A 21329-nucleotide genomic window follows, 5' to 3' on the forward strand; every position below is an offset into this window, starting at 1 on the left:
CCCAAACTTGCTGGTGTCACATCACCCCGCCAGCGCCGCCAACCCTTTCGCCCAGATTTGCCGGGTGCGTAATCCCACCATCGCCCGCCAGTCCGGATCGGCCGGATAGAACTGTTCCAGCAGGCCAAGCTTGATCGCCCTCCCCGACGCATCCAGCGGATCGCCGTGCAGATGCAGCCAGTGGTCATCACGCAGATGCCGATGAACATCAGCACCCGGATAGGTGCCGCACTCGATCACGAACGGCATCAGCGCCACGCCCGGCAACGCATTGAGCAATGCTTGCGAGGTGTAGCCGGTGGCGGTCGCGGCCACGCCGGTTTCGCTCACGCTGTCGGCGCCGGTGTGCAAGGTGTAGAGCCACGGGCCGTAGATCGCCTGGGCCTGCGCCAGTGTCGGATAAGGTGCTTGGGTGATGGTCAGCAACATCGGGTGGCCGTATTCCCCGGCGCCGGTATGCAGATCGAAACTCATCACGGTTTCGGCATCGCAGAGGTGCTCTTTGACGATCTGCTGCAATGTACGGTTCGACCAGCTCGGCCCGATCCCGCCATAGAACAAACCATCCGCATGACTGTGTTGCCCCCCCTCGACAATCGACATCACTGCCGGCCAGCCCTGCTCGGCGATCAATCGTTCGAGCATGGCATCGGCGCGCTGCCGCTGCGGGCCATCCAGATCGGAGCAGGCATAGATGTCATGGAGTTCGGCGTAAGCGCGGTTGTCCGGCAGTGGCCGGTCGAAGTCGAGTTGATTGCGGTTGAGGTCAATGTTGTCCTCGTTGACGCGACGCAGCCACGCCGTGCCCCAGGGATTGATCAAATGGATCATCACCACCGCGACATCCTGGGGTAACGAACCTTGCACGTAGCTGTTCAGCCAATCGATCTGACACTCGGAACCGTAATAGCCCTCAACGCCGTGCGTACCGCTCAGCGCCACCAGTCGTCGTTTGGCGCGGGGATCGCCGAGCACGGCGACATCGGTGCTCAATGGCTCGCCAAACGGCCCGCAACGCGGATGGGCGTATGACGTGAGGGTGGCGCCGGCGATCGTCGCAGCGGCAAGAAACCGCTCACGCTGATCGCGATAGCTGGGCCGGACAGGAAACTCGCTGTTCATGGTTGCCCCTTGGATTTTAATGACCTGGACAGTGGGAGCGAGCCTGCTCGCGAGGACGTAAGGTCAGTCGCTTTATCGTTGAATGAACTGCCGCTTTCGCGAGCAAGCTCGCTCCCACAAGAAATATTTGGGATGACTCGATGCTCCTGACCCTACAGAAAATTCACCAAGGCATGAAGGACAAAAACACATTGAGGCCGTCTCGCGGTTTGCGTCATACCGGGTCGGTCGATACAGTCCGTCAGACCTTTCTAGCCATGGATGGAGCGCCCACGTGTTTTCAGCCTTGCCCCTGAGCCGTATTCGCCGGTCGGCCCTGACCATTCTCGCCACGACCCTGAGCCTCGCTGCGTGTAACGCGCCGACCACGTCAACCCTGCCTCTGGCGCCGGAAATCGCATCCGGCTACCGCACCGATTTGCATACCCAGGTTGCCAGCCGGCACATGGCGGCGGCGGCCAATCCATTGGCCGCAGAAGCAGGCCGGGAGATGCTGCGCCAGGGCGGTTCGGCGATTGATGCCGCCATCGCCATGCAGGCTGTATTGACGCTGGTCGAGCCGCAATCTTCCGGCATCGGCGGCGGCGCGATGATCGTGTTGTGGGACGGCAAACAAGTGCGCACCTATGACGGTCGCGAAACCGCACCGGCCGGGGCTACCGAGAAGCTGTTCCTGCACCCCGACGGCCAACCGATGGCGTTTTCAAAAGCGCAGATCGGCGGCCGTTCGGTCGGCACACCCGGCGCGTTGCGCGCCCTTGAATTGGCGCACAAACAACACGGCCGTCTGCCGTGGGCGAAGTTGTTCGAACCGGCGATCAGACTCGCCGAGCGAGGTTTCGCGATCTCCCCGCGCCTGCATCAATCCCTGATGGGCGATCCCTTCGTTCAACGCTCGCCCGACATGGCCGCGTATTTCCTCAACGCTGATGGCAGCGTGAAAGCCATCGGCACCGTGTTGAAAAATCCGTCACTGGCCGCCGTGCTCAAACGCATCGCCAATGAGGGCCCGGACGTTCTCTACACAGGCCCGATTGCGGCAGAAATTGTCAGCAAGGTTCAGGGCCACGCCAACCCCGGCAGCCTGTCGCTACAGGATCTTCAGGGCTATCAGGCCAAAGAACGCGTGCCGTTGTGCACCGATTACAAACGCTGGCAGGTCTGCGGCATGCCCCCGCCGTCATCCGGCGGGATTGCCGTGGCGCAGATTCTTGGCACCTTGCAGGCGCTGGAAGCCCGCGACCCGCGGTTGTCGCTGACGTCATTCAAACCGCATAAGACCAACAAACCCGCCGGGGTCGAACCGGATCCGCAAGCCGTGCACTTGATCGCCGAAGCCCAGCGGCTGGCTTATGCCGACCGCGCGCAATACGTGGCCGACAGCGATTACGTGCCAGTGCCGGTCAAGGGGCTGGTCGACCCGGGTTACCTCGCCAGCCGCGCCAGCCTGATCGGCGAGCGCAGCATGGGCACGGCCAAACCGGGAACGCCGCCGGGCGTGCAAGTCGCCTACGCGCCGGATCGCTCGCCGCTGCGTATTTCCACCTCGCAAGTGGTGGCCGTGGATGACCAGGGCGGCGCGGTGTCGATGACCACCACCATCGAATCGGCATTCGGCTCGCACCTGATGGTGCAAGGCTTTCTGCTGAACAACGAGATGACCGACTTCTCGTTCATTCCCGAAGAGCAGGGCCAGAAAGTCGCCAACCGCGTCGAACCGGGCAAACGTCCGCGCTCATCCATGGCGCCGACGTTGATCTTTGATCGCGCCAGCGGCGAATTCCTCGCCACCGTCGGCTCCCCCGGCGGCTCGCAAATCATCGAATACGTGACCAAATCCGCCGTCAGCCTGCTCGACTGGAACCTCGACCCACAAACCGCGATCAACCTGCCTAACTTCGGCAGCCGCAATGGCCCGACGGAACTGGAGCAAGGCCAGTTCAGCCCGGCGCTGATTCAGGCGTTGAAGGACAAAGGGCATGTGGTCAACGAAATCGACATGACCAGCGGTACCCAGGCCATCGTGCGGGTCAAGGATGCGCGGGGGAACGTATCGCTTGAGGGTGGCGCGGATCCGCGGCGGGAGGGAGAGGCGCTGGGGGACTGATGTTCCCGGCCCCTCACCCCAGTCCTCTCCCGAAGAAGAGGGCGCCGATTTTCACGGTGTCCAAATATTGAGCTAACCGCCAATCAGCGACCTCTCCACTTAGGAGAGGGTCAAGGCAGGGATTTACATCACACCGCTAACGTTATGCCATCCACCGAATCGCCAATGGTCAGAAAGTGCCCGCCGGCAACATGGTGCAAGGTACGCAATCCGTCGTGGCCTTCGAAGTGCCAGCGGCCGTCGCTGAACACTCGTTCATCGGCCTGAGCGGCGATGACTTCGGCAACGAACAGGTCGTATTCCTGATGATTGCGCGGCTCCGGCAGCAGGCGGCATTCGAGCCAGGCGACGCAGCCGTCGAGCAGCGGTGCGTCCACGTGTTCGCCCGTGAAGGTCTGTAAGCCATAGGCGTCGAACTTGTCGCGGCCCTGCGCCTGGGTGATTTCCAGGCCCGAGGTCGAGCCAACGGTTTGCACAATATCAGCCTGATTCACGCATGGGACGTTCAGCACGAACGTGCCGCTGGCTTCGAGCAATTGCCGCGTCCAGGTGGATTTGTCGAGGACGACGGCGACTTTCGGCGGTTCGAAATCCAGCGGCATGGCCCAGGCGGCGGCCATGATATTGCGCTGGCCATCGTGGGCGGCACTGACCAATACGGTTGGCCCGTGATTGAGCAAACGGTAGGCTTTGGCCAGCGGAACCGGGCGGCGGTGAGAATCGCTCATGGAAATCTGCTCCAGGGGAAAGAGCCGATTGTAACGCGCCCTATCGGGTAGGGGCTGCCGCAGGCTGCGATGGTTTGATCTGGCCATTGAAAACCAACATCAAAAGATCGCAGCCTTCGGCAGCGCCTACAGGGGGGCAGGTTTAGATCAGTGCGACAGGTGATTGGCGAACTGCCCCACCGCATTCACCACTTTCTGCGCGCCATCCTGAATTTCGACGATGACCGTGCCCGCCTCCGCCGCCAGTGCCAGGCCTTGCTCGGCCTGGAGTTTGCCATCGGTCATCAGCGCCACGGCGTTGCGCGCCATGTCCTGGTTTTGCCGTACAACGCCGACAATCTCGTCGGTCGCCTGACTGGTGCGCGACGCCAGCTGCCGCACTTCGTCGGCCACCACCGCAAAACCCCGGCCCTGCTCGCCCGCCCGGGCCGCTTCGATGGCGGCGTTGAGCGCCAGCAGGTTGGTTTGCTCGGCGATACCGCTGATGGTTTTAACGATGGTGCCGATGACTAGTGACTGCTCGTTCAAGGCCTCGATGCCTTCACCGGCGGTCTGCATGTGGCGGGACAAATCGCGCATCACCTTCACCGCTTCCGATACCACGGTGGTACCGCGTTGGGCGGTGTTGTCGGTTTGCAACGAGGTGCTGTAGGCAATGTTCGCGGCTTCGGCAACCGCGTCTTCCTGACTGACCTGATCGGTGATGACGGAGGCGAACTTCACCACTTTATAAAATTTGCCGTCCGCGTTCGCCACCGGATTATACGAGGCGTCCAGCCAGACAACGCGGCCGTGGCTGTCGACACGTTTGAAGCGGTCGGCAACGAATTCGCCGTTGTTCAAGCGACGCCAGAAGTTCTGGTATCCGGCGCTGTTGTACTCCTCCGGCAGGCAAAACTGGCGATGATGCTTGCCCTTGATTTGGGCCAGACCGTATCCCATGCCGCTCAGGAAACGGTCATTTGCGGTGAGCACGTTGCCATTGAGGTCGAACTCGATCACGGCCGTCGAACGCAACAGGGCACCGATCATGTTTTCGTGTTCGCGGGCGGCTTCGATGGTGCGGGTCAGGTCGCTGGAGTAAATCGAGAAATGCTTGATCCGCCCGTCAGAGGTGCGAATCGGCTGCATGATAGAGCGCAGCCAGGCTTCCTCGCCGTTGCCACGCATCAGGCGCACGGTACCGGCATAATGTTCGCCGCGGGTCAGCGCCGTCCCGAATCGCTGTTGAGAATCGTCGGACTTCACATGCGCCGGTAAAAACTCGCCAATCGGGCGACCGATCAAATCCTGGCTTTTGTAGCGCATCTCGCTGAGGAAATGCTGATTGACCGACTGCACACGTCCATCGGGCTCAAGCGTCAACACCAGCATCTCGCTGTCCAGACTCTCCTTCACTTGTTGGAGGCTGGACAGTTCTTCGCGCAGAGCCAGGAGCTCCTGCTTCAAGTGTTTATTGAACATGAGAAAGTACCGATAGCAGGAGTAAACGCGACATGCAGCCTAGCCATCGGCCTTACAAACCTTTTCTGAAGACCGCTCTTTGTTTTTTGTCCTACAAAACGGCAGCGGCAGACGGATGGTTCAAGCTGTTCCCGCGACTTGACAATTACCTGTCCGTGGCATCCGGGCGCCAAAATACGCCGCGCTACCAACGCCCACCACGCCCATCACCGCGCAAAAGATCACGCAAATCCACGGGCTCCACGGCATCAATCCGATCAGCAGCAGCGGCGTGATGCTCGCCCACGCGGCGTAGGCAATGTTGTAGGTGAAGGAAATGCCCGAGACGCGAATGCGCGCCGGAAACAATCCGACCATCACCGACGGCACCGCGCCCACCACGCCACAACCCAGCCCTGCCACGGCATAGGCCAGACCGACCCAATTGCCGCCGCTGATCAGGCACGCATACAACACGCCGATACCCAATGGCAGCAACAGGCTGTAAAGCATGACGGTGCGCCAGGCGCCGATACGGTCGACCAAATGGCCGGCGACCACGCAGCCGATGTTGAGGAAGACGATACCCAATGCACTGAGGCCAAAAGTGCGGCTGGCAGTCATGCCGAAAATTTTCTGCATCATGGTCGGCGTGATGACGACAAATACCACCACCGCCGAGGTCAGCACACAGGTCAGCAGCATGGCCGGCAACATCGCCAGTCGATGTTCGCGCAGCACCGTACGCAAGGGCAGTTCGACCCGCGCTTCGCGTTGCGCTTCCATGGCCACGAACACCGGGGTTTCGCTCAGCCAACGGCGCAACCACACGCCGATCACACCAAACACACCGCCGAGCAGGAAGGGATAACGCCAGGCGTAATCAAGGATTTCCGTCGGGGTGAACATCTGCGCGAGAAATGTCGCGGTCAGGGCGCCGATCAGATAACCGAACGTCAAACCTGCCTGTAGGAAGCCCAATGCATAACCGCGATGGCCCGCGGGCGCATGCTCGGCGACGAACACCCACGCGCTGGGCACTTCGCCGCCCACCGCCGCGCCTTGCAGAATGCGCAGACCCAACAGCAACAGCGGCGCGAAATAGCCGATTTGCTCGTAGGTCGGCATGATTCCGATCAGCAGGCACGGCAACGCCATCATCAGGATGCTCAGGCTGAACACCTTTTTGCGCCCCAACCGGTCGGCGAAATGCGCCATGACGATACCGCCGAGTGGCCGCGCCAGATAACCGGTGACGAAAATTCCGAAGCTTTGCAGCAGACGCAGCCATTCGGGCATTTCCGGCGGAAAGAACAGTTGGCTGAGCGTCAGGGCGAAGAATACAAAAATGATGAAATCGTAGATTTCCAGTGCGCCACCGAGGGCCGCGAGGCCCAGGGTTTTGTAGTCGGAGCGGCTGAAGGGCGCCGCAGGCGAAGCGGAATGGGCAGTCATGGCAAAGAACTCTGGCAGGCAAAAACCAAGGCGCACATGGTCTACGCAAATCCGCCGGGCGACAACCCGTTAGACCATAGTCCCGGTTTCGCAAAACCCGGTCACAAATTTACGCCGGTTGATTTACTGTTGGCACCTGTCCAGACAGGCCTGTGCAGCCTGCGGATCACAACAACCATAAAAATTAGAGGTAGTCCCGTGGCCGTTGATATCGAAGATAGCCGCTCTGCGCGCTTTGCCCTCAGATGTTCAAGCTTTGCCGAGCGCTGGTTTCCCGATTCCTGGGTGTTCGCCGCGTTGGCGGTGATCATTGTCGCGCTGGCGACGATGGCCATGGGCGCCAAGCCGACCGATGCCGCGATGGCGTTCGGTGACGGATTCTGGAGCCTGATCCCGTTCACCATGCAAATGGCCTTCGTGGTGATTGGCGGTTACGTCGTCGCCAGCTCCCCGCCGGCGGTCAAATTGATCGATCGTCTGGCACGCATCCCGAAAAACGGTCGCTCGGCCGTGGCCTGGGTTGCTCTGATCTCGATGGTGGCGTCGCTGCTGAACTGGGGATTGTCGCTGGTGTTCGGCGGATTGCTCGTGCGCGCCCTCGCCCGCCGCACGGATCTGAAAATGGATTACCGCGCCGCCGGTGCCGCCGCTTATCTGGGCCTCGGCGCGGTGTGGGCGCTGGGGCTGTCGTCATCCGCCGCGCAACTGCAAGCCAACCCTGGCAGTCTGCCGCCGTCGATCCTGTCGATCACTGGCGTGATTCCGTTCACCCAGACGATTTTCCTCTGGCAGTCCGGCGTGATGTTGCTGGCGCTGATCGTGATTTCGATCATCATCGCCTACGCCACCGCCCCTGGCCCGAACTCTGCCCGCGATGCCAAGGCCTGCGGCATCGACCCGAGTTTCAACCTGCCGCCGCTGCAACCGCGCACCCGTCCGGGCGAGTGGCTGGAGCACAGTCCGTTGCTGACCATTTTGCTGGTGTTGCTGGCGGCCGGCTGGTTGTTTCATGAGTTCTCGACGAAGCCGGCGATCACGGCGATTTCCGGGCTGAACACCTACAACTTCCTGTTTCTGATGCTCGGCGCCTTGCTGCACTGGCGCCCGCGCAGCTTCCTCGATGCCGTGGCCCGAGCGGTGCCGACCACCACTGGCGTGCTGATCCAGTTCCCGCTGTACGGCTCCATTGCGGCACTGATGACCACCGTCAAAGGCGCCGACGCCCAGACGCTGGCCCATCACATTTCGACGTTCTTCGTCAGCATCGCTTCACACGATACTTATGCGTTGCTGATGGGTGTGTATTCGGCGATTCTCGGCTTCTTCATCCCGTCCGGCGGCGGCAAGTGGATCATCGAAGCGCCGTACGTGATGCAAGTCGCCAACGACCTCAATTACCACCTGGGCTGGGCTGTGCAGATCTACAACGCCGCCGAAGCCCTGCCCAACCTGATCAATCCGTTCTACATGCTGCCGCTGCTGGGCGTGCTCGGCCTGAAGGCGCGGGATCTGATCGGTTTCTCGTTTGTGCAATTGCTGGTGCACACGCCGCTGGTGCTGGTGCTGCTGTGGGCGCTGGGGACGACATTGGCGTATTTGCCGCCGGTGATGCCGTAATCTCGATATTCCGATCAAGATAGATCCCTTGCAGGCGCGAGCCTGCTCGCGAAATCGTCGGAAGATTCACCACCGAATTTACCGACTGATCGCTATCGCGAGCAGGCGCGCGCCTACATTGAAATTCAAATGCCGTTCAGTATGTAGCCGCCCCGCTACCGGAAACCCACGCTGAAAAGGATCTGAGCATGTTCAAACTCACAGGACTGACCCTCGCCGCGCTCACACTGAGCGCCGCCGCCCACGCCGATGTCGACCTGACACTGGGCAGCACCGAGCGCGTCACCCGCCTCTTCGCCTATCCCAACAACTGCAACGTGATCTGCTTCCGTAACTGGACGCTGGAACAGACCGTGGAGCACTACTTGACCCAAAGTGTCCGGCGCGATGGCTATGCCGACGCCAAGGTCTCGGTCAAAACCGATAACGGTCAGGTGTTTGCCGATATCAGCGGCGTACCGTCAAGCTATGACAAGCCGTTGAAGGCCTTGCTCGACGCCGGGGATCTGGCCTACAGCGGCGCCAGCAAACTCAATGCTGACGGCAAGTGGGCTTACAGCTGGTATTTGTTCCTGCCGCTGGGCATGGCTCTGGAAAACCGCAAAAGCGTCGAATTGCTGCACTTTCCGCCGGATTACTCGCTGACCCAGGCCCAGGATTACCTGCGCTCGAACACCACCGACCGTTGGGCCGAACTGCTCGCTGACAACGGCATTCCCGCCGAGCAGACACCAGCGTTCCAAACCATCGTCGACATTGCACCGATTGCCGCGCCGTCCAATGCCGGCAAGGATCTGGAAGGGGTTTACGACTACTTCACGGACTACCAGACCACGATGGTCAAACAGGTCAGCCAGAACGCCAGCGGCACGACACTGCCGATGGTGGCGTTCGGCGCACCGGTGCGTAACTGGATCAAGCAACAATACGGGCCGACCGTGAACGTACTAGGCCTGGCGACCATCAACCCGAGCGATGGGATCAACGTGCCAGTGCTCGGTTCGAACCATCCAAGTTACATCTGGTACGCCGCCGACCCAGCCAGCTATAGCGGCGATGACGCTCAAGCCAAAGCCGATGCGGCGGGTTTGAAGGTCATGGGCCAGGATTTGAGCGCCGCCTGCTGGCAGGCCGGCATGGGCAACAAGCCGGGCAGCGATCCGACGGCCCTGCTAAATAATTGCACCCAGACCTGGCAAGTGACGCAGAAGGTCAAGACGTGCGAACTGTTCTTCACCTCGATCCGCGATCTGCCCCCTGAGGAGGCCGTCTCTAAATGCGCTTCTCCGCCGATCACCGCTCAGTTGCAACAACTGAAAGCCCCCTTGCCGCCCGCCTCGACCCCCGCTCCGCATTTGTAAGTTCAGCGTATTTATCCCGCTGATCGCTATTACAACGGGCGCAAACGGTACTGCGGCGGCAATTGCTCGAAACCGCTGATGGTCGTGTTCAGACTTTTCCAGCGACCGTCCTTGATGCCGTAGATGCAGCCATGAATCGACAGGCTCTGCCCGCGATGCCAGGCGTTCTGCACGATGCTGGTGTGGCCGACGTTGGCCACTTGCTGAACCACGTTGAGTTCGCACATACGGTCGACGCGTTCTTCTTCAGTCGGCAACAGCGCGAGCTCATCGCGTTTTTCGTAATACAGGTCGCGGATCGAGCGCAGCCAACCGTCGATCAGGCCCAACTGACGATCCTGCATCGAAGCACGCACGCCGCCGCAGCCGTAATGGCCGGTGACAAGGATGTGTTTGACCTTGAGCACGTCCACTGCGTACTGGATCACCGACAGACAGTTCAGGTCAGTGTGAAGCACCACGTTGGCGACGTTGCGATGGACGAACAGATCGCCCGGCAACATGCCGACAATCTCGTTGGCCGGCACGCGCGCGTCGGAGCAGCCGATCCACAAATACTCGGGGGTTTGCTGACGGGCCAGCTTGGCGAAGAAATCCGGATCTTCCTTGGTGATCGCGTCCGCCCAGCGTTCGTTGTTATCAATCAGATCTTGTAAGTCGTGCATGCTGTAAAGGCCTCAAGAATGATTTGCTGGTTATGACACACGACCGCCCATCGGGGTCACCAATAAAGCGCAGGTGTTTTCATTGGAATTTCTCATGCGCCCGACGAGTCCACTCAGTAAGGCCCACAGTATGAGGAATAGCCATGACTGATTCACGACGCCCTTACGATGCGACGCAGCCGGAGCCCATCGATGATAACGAAGATCGCATGGGCTCGATGCATGAGCTGGATTTCGACGACGAACAGCCCAGCGCCAAAATCGGCGACGAACTGCCTGAGCGTGAACGCGAGCAGCTGATGCCCGAAGAGCGCGTGCGCGAGGCCGGCATGACCGGCGCCTCGACCGACGACCATGAATCCACTGACGATGACATGAGCCCGGAAACCCTGATCCACGACGATGGCGCTCGGGATGCCGAAGAAATCGGTCAGAACAATCAGGCGGATTGGGATTTGAGCGTGGTCGATGAAGACGATATCGGTGGCGCTGGCGGGCTGGATGAAGCCGAGCTGGCACGGCGCGACCCGCTAGACGGCAAACCCGAGTAATTCCAGCCCCTGTGCAGGAGTTAGTCGACGAGGGTGCAGGCCATGACCACGGCATCTTCACGGCCGCCCACGGCCGGATAGTAATCCCGGCGGCGGCCGATTTCATTGAAGCCATAACGCTCGTACAAGCGGAACGCCGCCGCATTGCTGTCACGTACTTCCAGGAAGCATTCCCGGGCACTCGCCGCATACGCGCGGGACATCAAATGCTCGAGCAATTTCAGTCCCAGTCCACGCCCCTGATTTTCAGGTTTTACCGTGATGTTCAGCAAATGCGCCTCATCGAGAATGATCTGCACCACGCCGTGGCCGACTTGTTGCTCGCCGTCGAACATCAACCAGATCTGATATTTGCCGAGGCCATCGAGAAAAATCCCGCGCGTCCACGGGTGGCTGTACGCGGCGAATTCAATTTTCAGCACAGCGTCCATGTCCGCCTCGGTCATCGGGCGGAACGATACAGCGTCACTCATTTGATTCTTTCCAGCGCGCCATCAGCCGGCGCATGGCTTGCCACACAGCGGCCTTGCGCTGGGGCTCTTCCATCAATAATTCCAGACCTGGCAATGCCCAGGCAGAACCCAGCCCTTCAATTTGCAACTCGCGATTGAACGCTTCGGCGTCCGCTTCGCCGGCAAATCGTACCGCCGGCAGGCCGATCAGCCACAGGCACGCGCATGGCGCCGCTTCCATCTGCACCGAAAGAAAGCCTTGGACAAAATCCCGCGCCGCGTCCGGGCCCTGATCCATCGTCCCGCGATTGAGCCACGGCCAGCACACCGGCTCGCCGACAATTTGCGGCGCATCCGGCAGACCGGCGGCGCGCAGCATGTCCTTGAGCAGCAAATATGCAGGATCGCGTGACTGGAACGATTCGCCTGTGGGTAACTCCACCAGCAGCAAGCAATGTCCGGCGCGCAGCAATTGCAGAGCGAAACGCGGCGGCGGCACGGCAGCAGGCTTGGCGACCACCGGCGTCTCATCGGCCTCCTCCACCGGTTTCGTGGCGGTGCGGGGGCTTGATGGCGATGGCCGGGGCACGTCGATCTTCGTCCGTTCGGCCGGACGCGCGACGGGCTGTGCCGCCGCGTCGGCCTGCACGGCTGGAATGATCGGCGCCACAATTTCGGGCTCGGGCATCTCCAGCAGCTCGGGACGCGACGGCGCGGCGAAGGGCAGTTCGGTGCGCGGCAGCCAATTGACCACCTGCATGGCGTTCAAATAGGCGCGGCGGCGGGACTCGATAAGCAAGGGTCGGCCATTTGTGGATAACTGAAGTGCACCGATTCTACCGCCCTTCGCTCAAGATCGCCCGCTGTTGATCGATACGCCTGACGGAAAAGAAAGCGACAGCCCGTCCCGAGAGTGAATCGCATCGGTCTCGATGCAGTACAATCGCGGCTTTTAATCGCCAACCAGCCGGCCATTCCGATGATCGAACCCAAGCGCGTCTTGCGCGCCCTCGCTGAACACTGGGCACTTCTGGAGCCACTGTGCGAGCACTTCGACCAAGGCACCCTGAGCCTCAACGAACTGCGCACGCAACTGGCCGCCCAACAACTCGACAGTACGCCGCAGGACATCACCAGCCTGCTCGACGTATGGATCCGCCTCGATATTCTGGTTCCGGTCGCGAAAAGCCCGAACCGTTTTGAGCTGAATGCACAGATCCACGACTTCCTCGCCTACCTGCGTCGCGAGCACCGTCTGGGCCTGTGCCTGGAAATCGAAGCGTACTTGCGCCACCTCGAGCGTCTGGCCGGTTACATCCAGGATGCGTTCGACGTCCGCGACGGACACGATCTTGCCCGTCAATTGCGTCTGCTCGACATGCGCGTACGCGACGTACTGAAAAAACTCGATAACGACGAGCAGGCCCTGGTGGCCGTCGCCGAACGGGCGAAGACCAGCGACCGGCAAATCCCGTTACGCCAGCGTTACGCCGAAGTGCTAGCGACTTGGGACGAATACGTCGAACCGATGATCGACCTGGTCAACGCCGACGGCGCGTTCGAGCAAGGCGTGCGCAAGGTCGAAACCGTGCTGCTGAAGATGCTCAGTGAACAGCAGCGCCTCGGCCATCTGGTCGATGACGACATGCTGCTGCGCACCCACGCGCGCATTCTCGAAATGCAGACCAGCGCGCAACTGACCCTGCGTCACGCCCGCGAACTGCTGCTGCCGTTGCGTGAAGAAGCGCGTCGGCATAACGCCGTGACCCGTGGTGCCGCGCTGGCCCTGTCAGCGATTCGTCGCAAAGGCATCGATGCCGTGCCGCAAGCCGCGATGCCGCTGTTCACGCGGCCGCAAAGTACATTTCTTGGCAGCGCGAGTCAGGTTGAAGCCTACGTTTACGCCCTCGCCCGTTTCGAGCCGAAACCGGCGCGGTTCCCCAAGGCGCATAAGTCGCAAAAGGGCGGCGAAGCCCCGCGCGCGCCACGGACCGTGCGTGAAATGCTCGACCGCTGCGAAGACGCCCTGCCGATGCCGGACTTGATGACCTGGCTGCTGGAGCAGGAACCGGACGGCGCCACCGACGAATTGCTCTATTGGTTCTCGCGCCTGTCGCGGGAAAAACGCTTCAAACGCGAGCGTCTGGAACGCCGCGAATACCACACTCACGAGCATCAGGTCAGCCTGCGCTCCTTCGCCCTGCTCTCGGCTGGTGATGACGCCAGCGAGAATTCCGCGAGCATTCCAAATGCATCTTGATCTATCAGAACTGTCCCAACTCGCGCCGATCTTCCGCGAACTGTTCAAGGGCTACCACGTCAGCCGCCGCGACCCGGAGCTGTACGCGCAACTGTCGAACTTCCAGGATCAATACCGCACGCTGTTCAAGGCCCTGGGTTTTGAATTGGTTTGCGATACCCGAGGTTTCTACTACTTCGTGCCGGATCTGGCCGCTGCGGCGGTGAACAAGACGGCTCAGCGTCTGGCGCTGTTCACCTTCATTCTCGTCGAGCATCTGGCCGATCAGGGCCGCGACCCGATCGCCGTGCTCGATGGCGGCAGCCTCGGCCGCGAAGAATTGCCGTCGCTACTGGAGAAGTACCGCGACCTGTTCATTCAGGCCGAAGTGCAGACCGTCGAAGAACTCGAAGAAAAGATCATGCGCCGCATGACGCAACTCGGTTTCGCTGGTGAAGAAAACGGTGTCTACCGCTTCCTGCCGCCGATGCACCGTTTCCTCGACGTGTGCCTGTCGGTGCAGCAGGACCGCGATCTGGCCGCCAGCGTACACAGCGTATTGCCGCTGCCGGCACCGGTGCTGATTGACGAAGAAGCCGAAGCGAAATTCCTCGAAACCGACGATCCATTGGATTTGAGCGAGTTTGAAGAAGAAAGCGAAGAAGACGCACTGGCCCGCGCCATTGCCGAAGAACAGGAGTCCGATGCATGAGCCAGGAACGCTACGGCATCCGCCGCTTTGCCCTTTTGAACACCGCCGGTTACAGCCTCGGCCTGTTCCCGCTGGAAGAACCGCTGTCGGTGTACGGCGCGAACAATCTCGGTAAATCCGCTTCGATCAACGCCTTGCAGTTCCCGATCCTGGCGCGCATGTCGGACATGAGTTTCGGCAAGTACAGCCTCGAACAATCGCGACGCTTCTACTTCGCCTCCGACACCAGTTACATCCTCGTCGAAGTCAATCTGCCCCACGGCCCGCACGTGATCGGCGTGGTCGGACGCGGCCCGGGCGGCGGTTTTGGTCACCAGTTCTTCGCTTATGCCGGCAAACTCGACCTGGCCCATTACCAGAAAAACGACACCTGCCTGCGCCAGAAAGAGCTGTTCACCAACCTTGAGCGCGAAGGCCTGAAAGCCTACGAACTCAAGCCGGATGAATTGCGCCGCTTGTTGGTCGGAGGTCACACCTCGATTCCGCTCGACCTGACGCTGATCCCGCTGCGCTCCACCAGTGAGCAGAGCCTGAAGACCTTTCGCGCGCTGTTCATCAACCTGCTGCACATGCGCGAAATCACGGCGGCCAAGCTCAAGCAGTTATTCCTCGATGCGTTCGAGCACAGCCTGCGTTCCGGCAGCGTCGATTACATCGCCGCGTGCGAAGAAGCCTTCCGCGATGTGCGCCGAATGGAGCAGGACTACCAGTCGCTGGTTGCCGCCGGCCCATTGGTTGAAGCCTTGGCCAACGGCGTGAAACAGCGCGACGTGCTGCGTGGCAAACTGCATCGTCTGTCGCCGCTGCTCGACTCGCTGCTCGGCACCTGGTCGGACTACGCCGGTGCGCGCAAGGAAGAGCTGACGATTCAGGCCGATCACTACCGTAGCGAGCAGGACAGCCTGCAAAACGATCAGCGCGGCGGTACTCAGGAACTGATGCGTCTGGAGCGGGAGATTTCCGGTATCCAGCGTTGGTTGGGCGAGCTGTCGGTATTGAAGAACCGCTTCGCGCTGGTCGATGACGTCAAAGTGCTGGAGCAGCAATTGCTGGCCGCCAAAGACGCGCACGACGAGTTGGCCGGTGCCTTGGCGCAATCCCGTCAGTTCAGCGCCGAGGATCTGGAAGAGCGTCTGCGCGATCTGGAAAAACGCCTGAAGTCGGTGAAGCAGCAACTCGATCACGCCGACAACAACAGCTACGCCCGCCTGCGCGAAGAGTTTTCGCAACCGGACGTCGAACGCCTGATGCGTTTGTTCAACAGCGCGTTGTTCAGCCTGCCGTTGGGCGAGCACGGCATCACCCTCGACGAGGACGGCGCCTGGGTCAAATCGGTTGAGCTGATCCTCGACGGCTTCAAAGGTGAACGCTTCGAAGTGCCGGGCCTGTCCATCGACCTGTCGCACATCGAACCGCCAGCGTTGCAAGCGCTGGCCGACCGTGCCGCGTTGCGCGATCAGAAAGAACGCCTGGAAAAAGAGCTTAAACAGCTCAAGACCCAACAGGCTGTCGCTGCCGACCGTGCCGCGAGCAAGACTCAGACCGAAGCGCTGTACCAGCAAGTGCTGGACGCGCAGAAAGCCCTGGAAGACTTCCGTCGCACGCAAACCCTGAGCGCCGAAGAAAGCGACAAGCTTGAACAACTGGCGCAGATGGAAGGTGCGCAGGATGAGCTCAAGCGTTCCAGCGACGCTTTCACCGAACGCGTCCAGCAACTCTCGGCCAAACTGCAATTGGTCGGCCGGCAGATCGCCGACATGGAAGCCAAGCAACGCACCCTCGACGACGCCTTGCGCCGTCGTCAATTGCTGCCGGCGGATCTGCCGTTCGGCACACCGTTCATGGATCCGGTCGATGATTCGATGGACAACCTGCTGCCATTGCTCAACGACTATCAGGACAGTTGGCAAGGCTTGCTGCGGGCTGACGGCCAGATTGAAGCGCTGTATGCGCAAGTGCGTCTGAAAGGCGTGGCCAAGTTCGACAGCGAAGACGACATGGAGCGTCGTCTGTCGCTGCTGATCAACGCTTACGCGCACCGCACCGATGAAGCCCTGACCCTGGGCAAGGCACGTCGTGCTGCGGTGACGGACATCGCCCGTACCCTGCGCAACATCCGTAGCGACTACGACAGCCTTGAACATCAACTGGCGCTGTTCAATCGCGAGATCAACAAGCGCCAGGTGTCCAACCTGCAGAGCTTCCGTATCGTTCTCGCGCCGAACAAGGAAGCGCTCAAGCACATTGACCAGATCATCCACAGCGCCGGTCAGTACGAGGAAGGCGAAACCCTGTCGGTGTTCGATCTGAGCCAGAGCGCCGAGCAGGACAACAAGAACGAAGAGGCCAAGGAATATTTGGCGCGGCTGGTGGCAGCGAACCACAACCAGCTCGGTCTCAAGGATTTGTTCGAACTGGCGTTCGAGATCACCAAGGTCAACGGCCAACCGGTCATCCACACCGACATCGACGGCGCGGCATCCAACGGCACCACCATGACCATCAAGGCGCTGACCAACATGTACTTGTTGCTGCACTTGATGGATCGCGATCTGGCCGGTCGCGTCCGTTTGCCGTACTACCTCGACGAGGCGGCAGACATCGACGAGAAGAACCAGGCCGCGTTGCTGGAAACCAGCCTGCAACTGGGCTTCGTGCCGATTCTGGCGAGTGTGAAGCCGCAGGTCTGCGCCAGTGTCGCCATCGACCTGGAAGGTGGCAGCGGTCCGGCCGGCATCTATATTGATGAGGCGGACTGGAAATACATCCGTCGACATGATGTGGTGAAGGCGACTGTTAATGTTGCGGCGGATGAGCCGGAGCTGGATGCGGTTTGATCGGCGTTAGCTGACGGCAATAAAAAGGGCCGCGATCTGATGAGATCGCGGCCCTTTTTTATGGCTTGGGATTTGTGCTGATTTTGCGGGCCTCATCGCTGGCAAGCCAGCTCCCACAGGTTTTTATGTCATACACAAATTTGTGTGCACCACCGACCACTGTGGGAGCTGGCTTACCAGCGATGGTGTCCTTCCAGACGCCGAATAAGCTCGGGGCTACTTACCGAGCGAAATCTTCGGCGCCCAGGTCAGCCACTCATCCTCGAACTTGTCGAACAGCGGGAATGTCTGCTCAGGCCGCGCCGGGGTGCCCATGCGCTCACCGTCCGGCGTAGCGAAGGCAATCCCACCCTGAATTGCCGTCTCCAGCGACTCGGTGCGCACCGTCAGCCCATTGAACAAACCGATATCAAACCCAACACCACTGGTGTTCCAGAACCGGCTACCGCTGCGCACCAACGGCGCGTACTTCGGCTCAATCAGAATGTGCACCAACACACGATCTGCGGTCTGGCCCAGTTCATAACCGGTGACTTTACCCACGGTAATTTCTCGATAAGTGACCGGCACGCCCGGTTTAAGCGAACCGCGACGGGCCGCGCTCAAGACCAGACTCAGCCCCGCCTCTTGCTTGGTCACTTCCGGCGCATTGGCCAGGGCCACGAAGCTCTTCTGCGGGCCGAGGTTCTTCGCTGCCGGTTGCACTTCGATGTATTTTCCGGTGACCAGGGTTTCCAGATTTTCTGTCTTGATCAGGCCCAACTCCGGTTTGACCACCCAGAACTGACTGCCGGCCCGGGCGATTTTCTCCGGTACTTCGGTGATGCGTGCCGTGAGGATCACCGATTGCAGATCATCGGTCAGATCGACACTTTCGATCTTGCCGACATCCAGCCCCTTGAAGCGAACCGGTGTACCGCTGCGCAGACCGTCGGCGCGATCGACTTTGATCGTCACCACCGCGCCTTTCTGATTCGCATCATCATGATTGGCGAACAGACGGAAGCGCGGAATACGCTTCTGCAACGGTGCATTGGCTTGCGGTGTTTCGAAAGCGATGCCGCCCGCCATCAGCGTCTGCAACGACTCACTCTTCACTTGAATGCCACCGGTCAAACCGCCGGTCAGCGTGACACCGCTGACGTTCCAGAAACGAGTTGAAGCGTTGACGAGATTTTCGTACTCCTTCTCGATGTGTACACCGATGACCAATTGTTTTTTGGTCTTGGAAAACTGGTAGCTCTGTACCGAGCCAACCTTGACCTGTTTGTACAGAATCGGGCTGCCGACATCGATCGAACCCAGGGTGTCGGTGAACAACACCAAATGCAGGCCCGGTGAACGAAGATCGAGCGGCGGAGCTTTTGGCCGTGCCTCGAACTCACGTTTCGGCGCGCCGCCCTTATCACCCGGGCGCACGGCGATATAGTTCCCCTTCACCAGTGCTTCCAGCCCGGTAATACCGGCCAGGGAAATCGACGGTTTGACCACCCAGAATTGCGTGCCATCCACCAGATAATCTTCGGCCAACGGGTCGAGCGTCAGTTCTGCACTGGCGCTGGACAGATCCGGATCGATCTTCAGGGCTTTCAGATTGCCTACTTGAATGCCTTTGTACATAACGGGTGTGCGGCCGGCCTGCAGGCCTTCAAAATCGGTGAGTTTGACCTTGACCCGAATCCCGGCTGCCGCCGCGTCGAAGTCTTCATAGAGACGGAACGGCAGGCTTGGATCGGTGGCTGGACTGTCTTTTCGATTTTCCGGAGTGGCGAACGCGATGCCGCCCGCGACGATGCTGGCCAATGATTCACTGCGCACTTTTACGCCCGAGAGGTTGGCATCGATACTGATGCCGCTCGCGTTCCAGAAACGAGTGTGTTTGCGCACCAGTTTGGCGTAGGTCGGCTCGATGAACACTTTGAGCTCAACCGTGCTTTGATCCTCGGAGAGCAGATAACTTTTCACCTGGCCGACTTTGATCTGCTTATAGAACACCGGGCTGCCGCGATTTAGCGATCCAAGACGGTCAGCCTTGATCGTCAGGTGCAGTCCCGGCTTGGAGTCGGACAGCGGCGGCTCTTCTGCCAGCGCTTTGAACTTGCGGGTCGGCTCGCCTTCACCGGGGCTGATAGCAACGTAGTTACCCGAAACGAGTGTTTCCAGGCCCGTGATCCCGGCCAGCGTGACGCTCGGTTTGACCAGCCAGAACCGTGTGCTGGTCTTGAGGTATTGCTCCACGTCCTTGTTCATCTCGACGGTGGCGATGACGCCTTTGGAGTTACCCTCGTCATCGAGTTTCAATGTCTTGACCTTGCCAACCGACATGCCTTTGTAGACCACTTCGGTCTTATTGGCCTGAATGCCTTCGCCGCTTTCGAAGCGCACCTGAACTTCAATTCCGGTTTCGTTATAGGCACGCCAGCCGAGCCAGCCGCCGATAATCAGGGCAATCAGGGGCAACACCCAAATCGCCGACCAGTTCGAGGCCGGTCGGGTTTTCGCTACAGGCAAATCAGTCATGGTCGTCGTCCGACTCCGTGTTATCCCAAATCAGCCGGGGATCGAAAGTTACTGCGGCAAGCATCGTCAGGATCACCACACTGGCGAAGGCGATGGCGCCAAGATTGGCTTCGACGCTGGCAAGCCGTCCGAAGTTGACGACCGCCACAAGAATGGCGATCACGAAAATATCGAGCATTGACCAGCGACCGATGAACTCGATGAAACGGTACATCCAGATGCGTTGACGCGCGGATAACGGTTGGCGCCGTTGCACGGAAAACAGCAGCAGGCCGATGCCGACGAGTTTGAACGTCGGTACCAGAATGCTGGCGACGAAAACAACGGCCGCGATAGGAATCATGCCGTGCTGAACCAATTGAATCACGCCGGACATAATGGTGCTCGGATCGCCCTGCCCCAAAGAACTGACAGTCATGATCGGTAGCACATTGGCCGGAATGTAGAGAACGGCGGCAGTGATCAGCAATGCCCAGGTTCGTACCAAACTGTTTGGACGGCGGGCGTGAATCAGTGCACCGCAACGGGTGCAAGTCTGCTCTTCGCTATCAGCGTCCTGCTTGTTCAACTCGTGGCATTCGATACACACCAAAATGCCCGCATCAATCGCCCGCATGGGCATCTTCTCCTGATAACGCCTGCCAGATCTGGTGGGGCGACATCACCACTTCGAGCCAGACCTGAACCAATAACAAACCGATAAAACAGGCCAGGCCCAGGCCGACATTGATTGCTGCCATGTCCGCGAGCTTGACGATCGCCACAAGGACGCCCATGAGGTAGACCTCGAGCATTCCCCAGTCTTTGAGGTGATGGTAAATGCGATAGAGCAACAAACCGTAACTGCGGCCGGTATCGAAACGGATCGTCAGCAAGACAATCAGTTGACACAGCAACTTGAGCAAAGGGATCGCCATGCTGCACAGAAACACGATGATCGATACGCCTTGCATGTCGGTGTTAAACAAACCGACGACGCCGCTCCAAACCGTGTCGTACGACGATTGCCCAAGTAGATTGAGCTGCATAATGGGTAAAAAGTTCGCCGGTACGTATAGCAATAGTGCGGCGATCACCAAGGCGAGGCTGCGTTGCACAACGTTATGGCGATGAGCATACAACTCGTAACCGCAGCGAGGGCATTCTGCTTTCTCGCCGTGTGTAAGTTGCGGCTTACGCAGGAGCAGGTCGCATTCGTGGCAGGCAACCAAGTCGTCCAGCGGTAAATCTGACAGCCCTTGGGCGTCACCCGAATCTGGCATGAATGATCTGGCTCCGGAAAAATTGGTTCTATTCTAATGTTCTGCTTTGAAAATAACTGTGCAAATTTGTTCGCGTGGCGATGTACAACTTTCTCGCAGACAAAACAAAACCCCTACCTGCATACGCAGATAGGGGTTTCGGAATTTAATCTTGACGATGACCTACTCTCACATGGGGAAACCCCACACTACCATCGGCGATGCATCGTTTCACTACTGAGTTCGGGATGGGATCAGGTGGTTCCAACGCTCTATGGT

The 21329-nt window shown here is 59.8% G+C and carries 17 protein-coding genes, 1 rRNA gene and 1 pseudogene; 7 read left to right on the forward strand and 12 right to left on the reverse strand.

Annotation, left to right across the window (positions count from 1 at the left end; all coding sequences use genetic code 11):
• Positions 1-21: 21 nt before the first annotated feature.
• Positions 22-1122 (reverse strand): DUF2817 domain-containing protein, encoded by a 1101-nt coding sequence (locus GIW69_RS15640; protein ID WP_236483587.1) that lies wholly within the window; start codon positions 1120-1122, stop codon positions 22-24.
• Positions 1123-1396: 274 nt separating this feature from the next.
• Here GIW69_RS15640 and ggt point away from each other — a divergent pair, with 274 nt between their 5' ends.
• Positions 1397-3229: a gamma-glutamyltransferase gene (gene ggt / locus GIW69_RS15645; protein WP_236483588.1), complete on the forward strand. Its 1833-nt coding sequence runs from the start codon at positions 1397-1399 to the stop codon at positions 3227-3229.
• A 128-nt stretch (positions 3230-3357) separates the two neighbouring features.
• On the opposite strand, the gene GIW69_RS15650 is transcribed toward ggt, so the two are convergent.
• From GIW69_RS15650 to GIW69_RS15665, 4 genes and pseudogenes are all read right to left on the reverse strand, one after another.
• Complete coding sequence (locus GIW69_RS15650) at positions 3358-3957, reverse strand: flavin reductase family protein (RefSeq protein ID WP_236483589.1); 600 nt, start codon at positions 3955-3957, stop codon at positions 3358-3360.
• 147 nt (positions 3958-4104) lie between these two features.
• Positions 4105-4536: a methyl-accepting chemotaxis protein gene (locus GIW69_RS15655; RefSeq protein WP_496570923.1), complete on the reverse strand. Its 432-nt coding sequence runs from the start codon at positions 4534-4536 to the stop codon at positions 4105-4107.
• 159 nt (positions 4537-4695) lie between these two features.
• A pseudogene (locus tag GIW69_RS15660) lies at positions 4696-5421 on the reverse strand (PAS domain-containing protein); the annotation flags it as partial.
• A gap of 120 nt (positions 5422-5541) precedes the next feature.
• Positions 5542-6855, reverse strand: a complete 1314-nt coding sequence (locus tag GIW69_RS15665; RefSeq protein WP_236483590.1) for an MFS transporter — start codon at positions 6853-6855, stop codon at positions 5542-5544.
• Positions 6856-7053: 198 nt separating this feature from the next.
• Between GIW69_RS15665 and GIW69_RS15670 the strand changes: the two genes are divergently transcribed.
• Together GIW69_RS15670 and GIW69_RS15675 are read left to right on the forward strand one after the other, a co-directional pair.
• Positions 7054-8472 (forward strand): TIGR00366 family protein, encoded by a 1419-nt coding sequence (locus GIW69_RS15670; protein WP_236483592.1) that lies wholly within the window; start codon positions 7054-7056, stop codon positions 8470-8472.
• A 188-nt stretch (positions 8473-8660) separates the two neighbouring features.
• Complete coding sequence (locus GIW69_RS15675) at positions 8661-9833, forward strand: hypothetical protein (RefSeq protein WP_236483593.1); 1173 nt, start codon at positions 8661-8663, stop codon at positions 9831-9833.
• A gap of 29 nt (positions 9834-9862) precedes the next feature.
• Here GIW69_RS15675 and can read toward each other — a convergent pair whose 3' ends face one another.
• Complete coding sequence (gene can / locus GIW69_RS15680; protein ID WP_236483594.1) at positions 9863-10498, reverse strand: carbonate dehydratase; 636 nt, start codon at positions 10496-10498, stop codon at positions 9863-9865.
• Positions 10499-10641: 143 nt separating this feature from the next.
• On the opposite strand from can, the gene GIW69_RS15685 reads away from it, so the two are divergent.
• Positions 10642-11049, forward strand: coding sequence for a serine kinase/phosphatase (locus tag GIW69_RS15685; RefSeq protein WP_236483595.1), 408 nt, complete (start codon positions 10642-10644; stop codon positions 11047-11049).
• A gap of 20 nt (positions 11050-11069) precedes the next feature.
• Here the strand turns inward: GIW69_RS15685 and rimI are convergent, their stop codons facing one another.
• Both rimI and GIW69_RS15695 read right to left on the reverse strand, forming a co-directional pair.
• Complete coding sequence (gene rimI / locus GIW69_RS15690; RefSeq protein ID WP_236483596.1) at positions 11070-11522, reverse strand: ribosomal protein S18-alanine N-acetyltransferase; 453 nt, start codon at positions 11520-11522, stop codon at positions 11070-11072.
• The gene (locus tag GIW69_RS15695; RefSeq protein WP_236483610.1) at positions 11515-12261 is read right to left on the reverse strand and encodes an energy transducer TonB; all 747 of its coding nucleotides are present in this window, start codon (positions 12259-12261) and stop codon (positions 11515-11517) included. Before GIW69_RS15695 ends, rimI begins: the two co-directional genes overlap by 8 nt.
• Positions 12262-12480: 219 nt before the next feature.
• Here GIW69_RS15695 and mksB point away from each other — a divergent pair, with 219 nt between their 5' ends.
• Genes mksB through mksF form a run of 3 tightly spaced genes read left to right on the forward strand, consistent with a single transcriptional unit; the run spans position 12481 to position 17289 of the window.
• Positions 12481-13761, forward strand: coding sequence for an Mks condensin complex protein MksB (gene mksB, locus GIW69_RS15700; protein WP_236483597.1), 1281 nt, complete (start codon positions 12481-12483; stop codon positions 13759-13761).
• Complete coding sequence (gene mksE / locus GIW69_RS15705; RefSeq protein ID WP_236483599.1) at positions 13751-14452, forward strand: Mks condensin complex protein MksE; 702 nt, start codon at positions 13751-13753, stop codon at positions 14450-14452. The genes mksB and mksE overlap by 11 nt, the downstream gene beginning before the upstream one ends.
• Complete coding sequence (gene mksF, locus GIW69_RS15710) at positions 14449-17289, forward strand: Mks condensin complex protein MksF (RefSeq protein ID WP_236483600.1); 2841 nt, start codon at positions 14449-14451, stop codon at positions 17287-17289. The genes mksE and mksF overlap by 4 nt, the downstream gene beginning before the upstream one ends.
• A gap of 216 nt (positions 17290-17505) precedes the next feature.
• Here the strand turns inward: mksF and GIW69_RS15715 are convergent, their stop codons facing one another.
• The 4 genes from GIW69_RS15715 to rrf form a co-directional block, all read right to left on the reverse strand.
• Entirely contained in the window at positions 17506-19809 is a 2304-nt protein-coding gene (locus GIW69_RS15715; protein ID WP_236483601.1) for an MlaD family protein, read from the reverse strand.
• The gene (locus tag GIW69_RS15720; protein ID WP_236483603.1) at positions 19802-20425 is read right to left on the reverse strand and encodes a paraquat-inducible protein A; all 624 of its coding nucleotides are present in this window, start codon (positions 20423-20425) and stop codon (positions 19802-19804) included. The genes GIW69_RS15715 and GIW69_RS15720 overlap by 8 nt, the downstream gene beginning before the upstream one ends.
• Positions 20412-21071: a paraquat-inducible protein A gene (locus GIW69_RS15725; RefSeq protein ID WP_236483604.1), complete on the reverse strand. Its 660-nt coding sequence runs from the start codon at positions 21069-21071 to the stop codon at positions 20412-20414. Before GIW69_RS15725 ends, GIW69_RS15720 begins: the two co-directional genes overlap by 14 nt.
• A 149-nt stretch (positions 21072-21220) precedes the next feature.
• Positions 21221-21329: ribosomal RNA gene (gene rrf / locus GIW69_RS15730) — 5S ribosomal RNA — on the reverse strand; the annotation flags it as partial.

Origin of the sequence: Pseudomonas syringae, from assembly GCF_021605415.1 — a bacterium.
GTDB lineage: Bacteria > Pseudomonadota > Gammaproteobacteria > Pseudomonadales > Pseudomonadaceae > Aquipseudomonas > Aquipseudomonas syringae_S.

Bases quoted from the DNA above. Each gene is read 5' to 3' on its own strand.
- mksF (WP_236483600.1), top strand. From the start codon at position 14,449: ATGAGCCAGGAACGCTACGGCATCCGCCGCTTTGCCCTTTTGAACACC.
- GIW69_RS15650 (WP_236483589.1), bottom strand. From the start codon at position 3,957: ATGAGCGATTCTCACCGCCGCCCGGTTCCGCTGGCCAAAGCCTACCGT.
- GIW69_RS15665 (WP_236483590.1), bottom strand. From the start codon at position 6,855: ATGACTGCCCATTCCGCTTCGCCTGCGGCGCCCTTCAGCCGCTCCGAC.
- mksE (WP_236483599.1), top strand. From the start codon at position 13,751: ATGCATCTTGATCTATCAGAACTGTCCCAACTCGCGCCGATCTTCCGC.
- mksB (WP_236483597.1), top strand. From the start codon at position 12,481: ATGATCGAACCCAAGCGCGTCTTGCGCGCCCTCGCTGAACACTGGGCA.
- GIW69_RS15695 (WP_236483610.1), bottom strand. From the start codon at position 12,261: ATGCAGGTGGTCAATTGGCTGCCGCGCACCGAACTGCCCTTCGCCGCG.
- GIW69_RS15640 (WP_236483587.1), bottom strand. From the start codon at position 1,122: ATGAACAGCGAGTTTCCTGTCCGGCCCAGCTATCGCGATCAGCGTGAG.
- rimI (WP_236483596.1), bottom strand. From the start codon at position 11,522: ATGAGTGACGCTGTATCGTTCCGCCCGATGACCGAGGCGGACATGGAC.
- GIW69_RS15715 (WP_236483601.1), bottom strand. From the start codon at position 19,809: ATGACTGATTTGCCTGTAGCGAAAACCCGACCGGCCTCGAACTGGTCG.
- GIW69_RS15655 (WP_496570923.1), bottom strand. From the start codon at position 4,536: ATGCGCGATTTGTCCCGCCACATGCAGACCGCCGGTGAAGGCATCGAG.
- can (WP_236483594.1), bottom strand. From the start codon at position 10,498: ATGCACGACTTACAAGATCTGATTGATAACAACGAACGCTGGGCGGAC.
- GIW69_RS15675 (WP_236483593.1), top strand. From the start codon at position 8,661: ATGTTCAAACTCACAGGACTGACCCTCGCCGCGCTCACACTGAGCGCC.
- GIW69_RS15685 (WP_236483595.1), top strand. From the start codon at position 10,642: ATGACTGATTCACGACGCCCTTACGATGCGACGCAGCCGGAGCCCATC.
- GIW69_RS15720 (WP_236483603.1), bottom strand. From the start codon at position 20,425: ATGCGGGCGATTGATGCGGGCATTTTGGTGTGTATCGAATGCCACGAG.
- GIW69_RS15725 (WP_236483604.1), bottom strand. From the start codon at position 21,071: ATGCCAGATTCGGGTGACGCCCAAGGGCTGTCAGATTTACCGCTGGAC.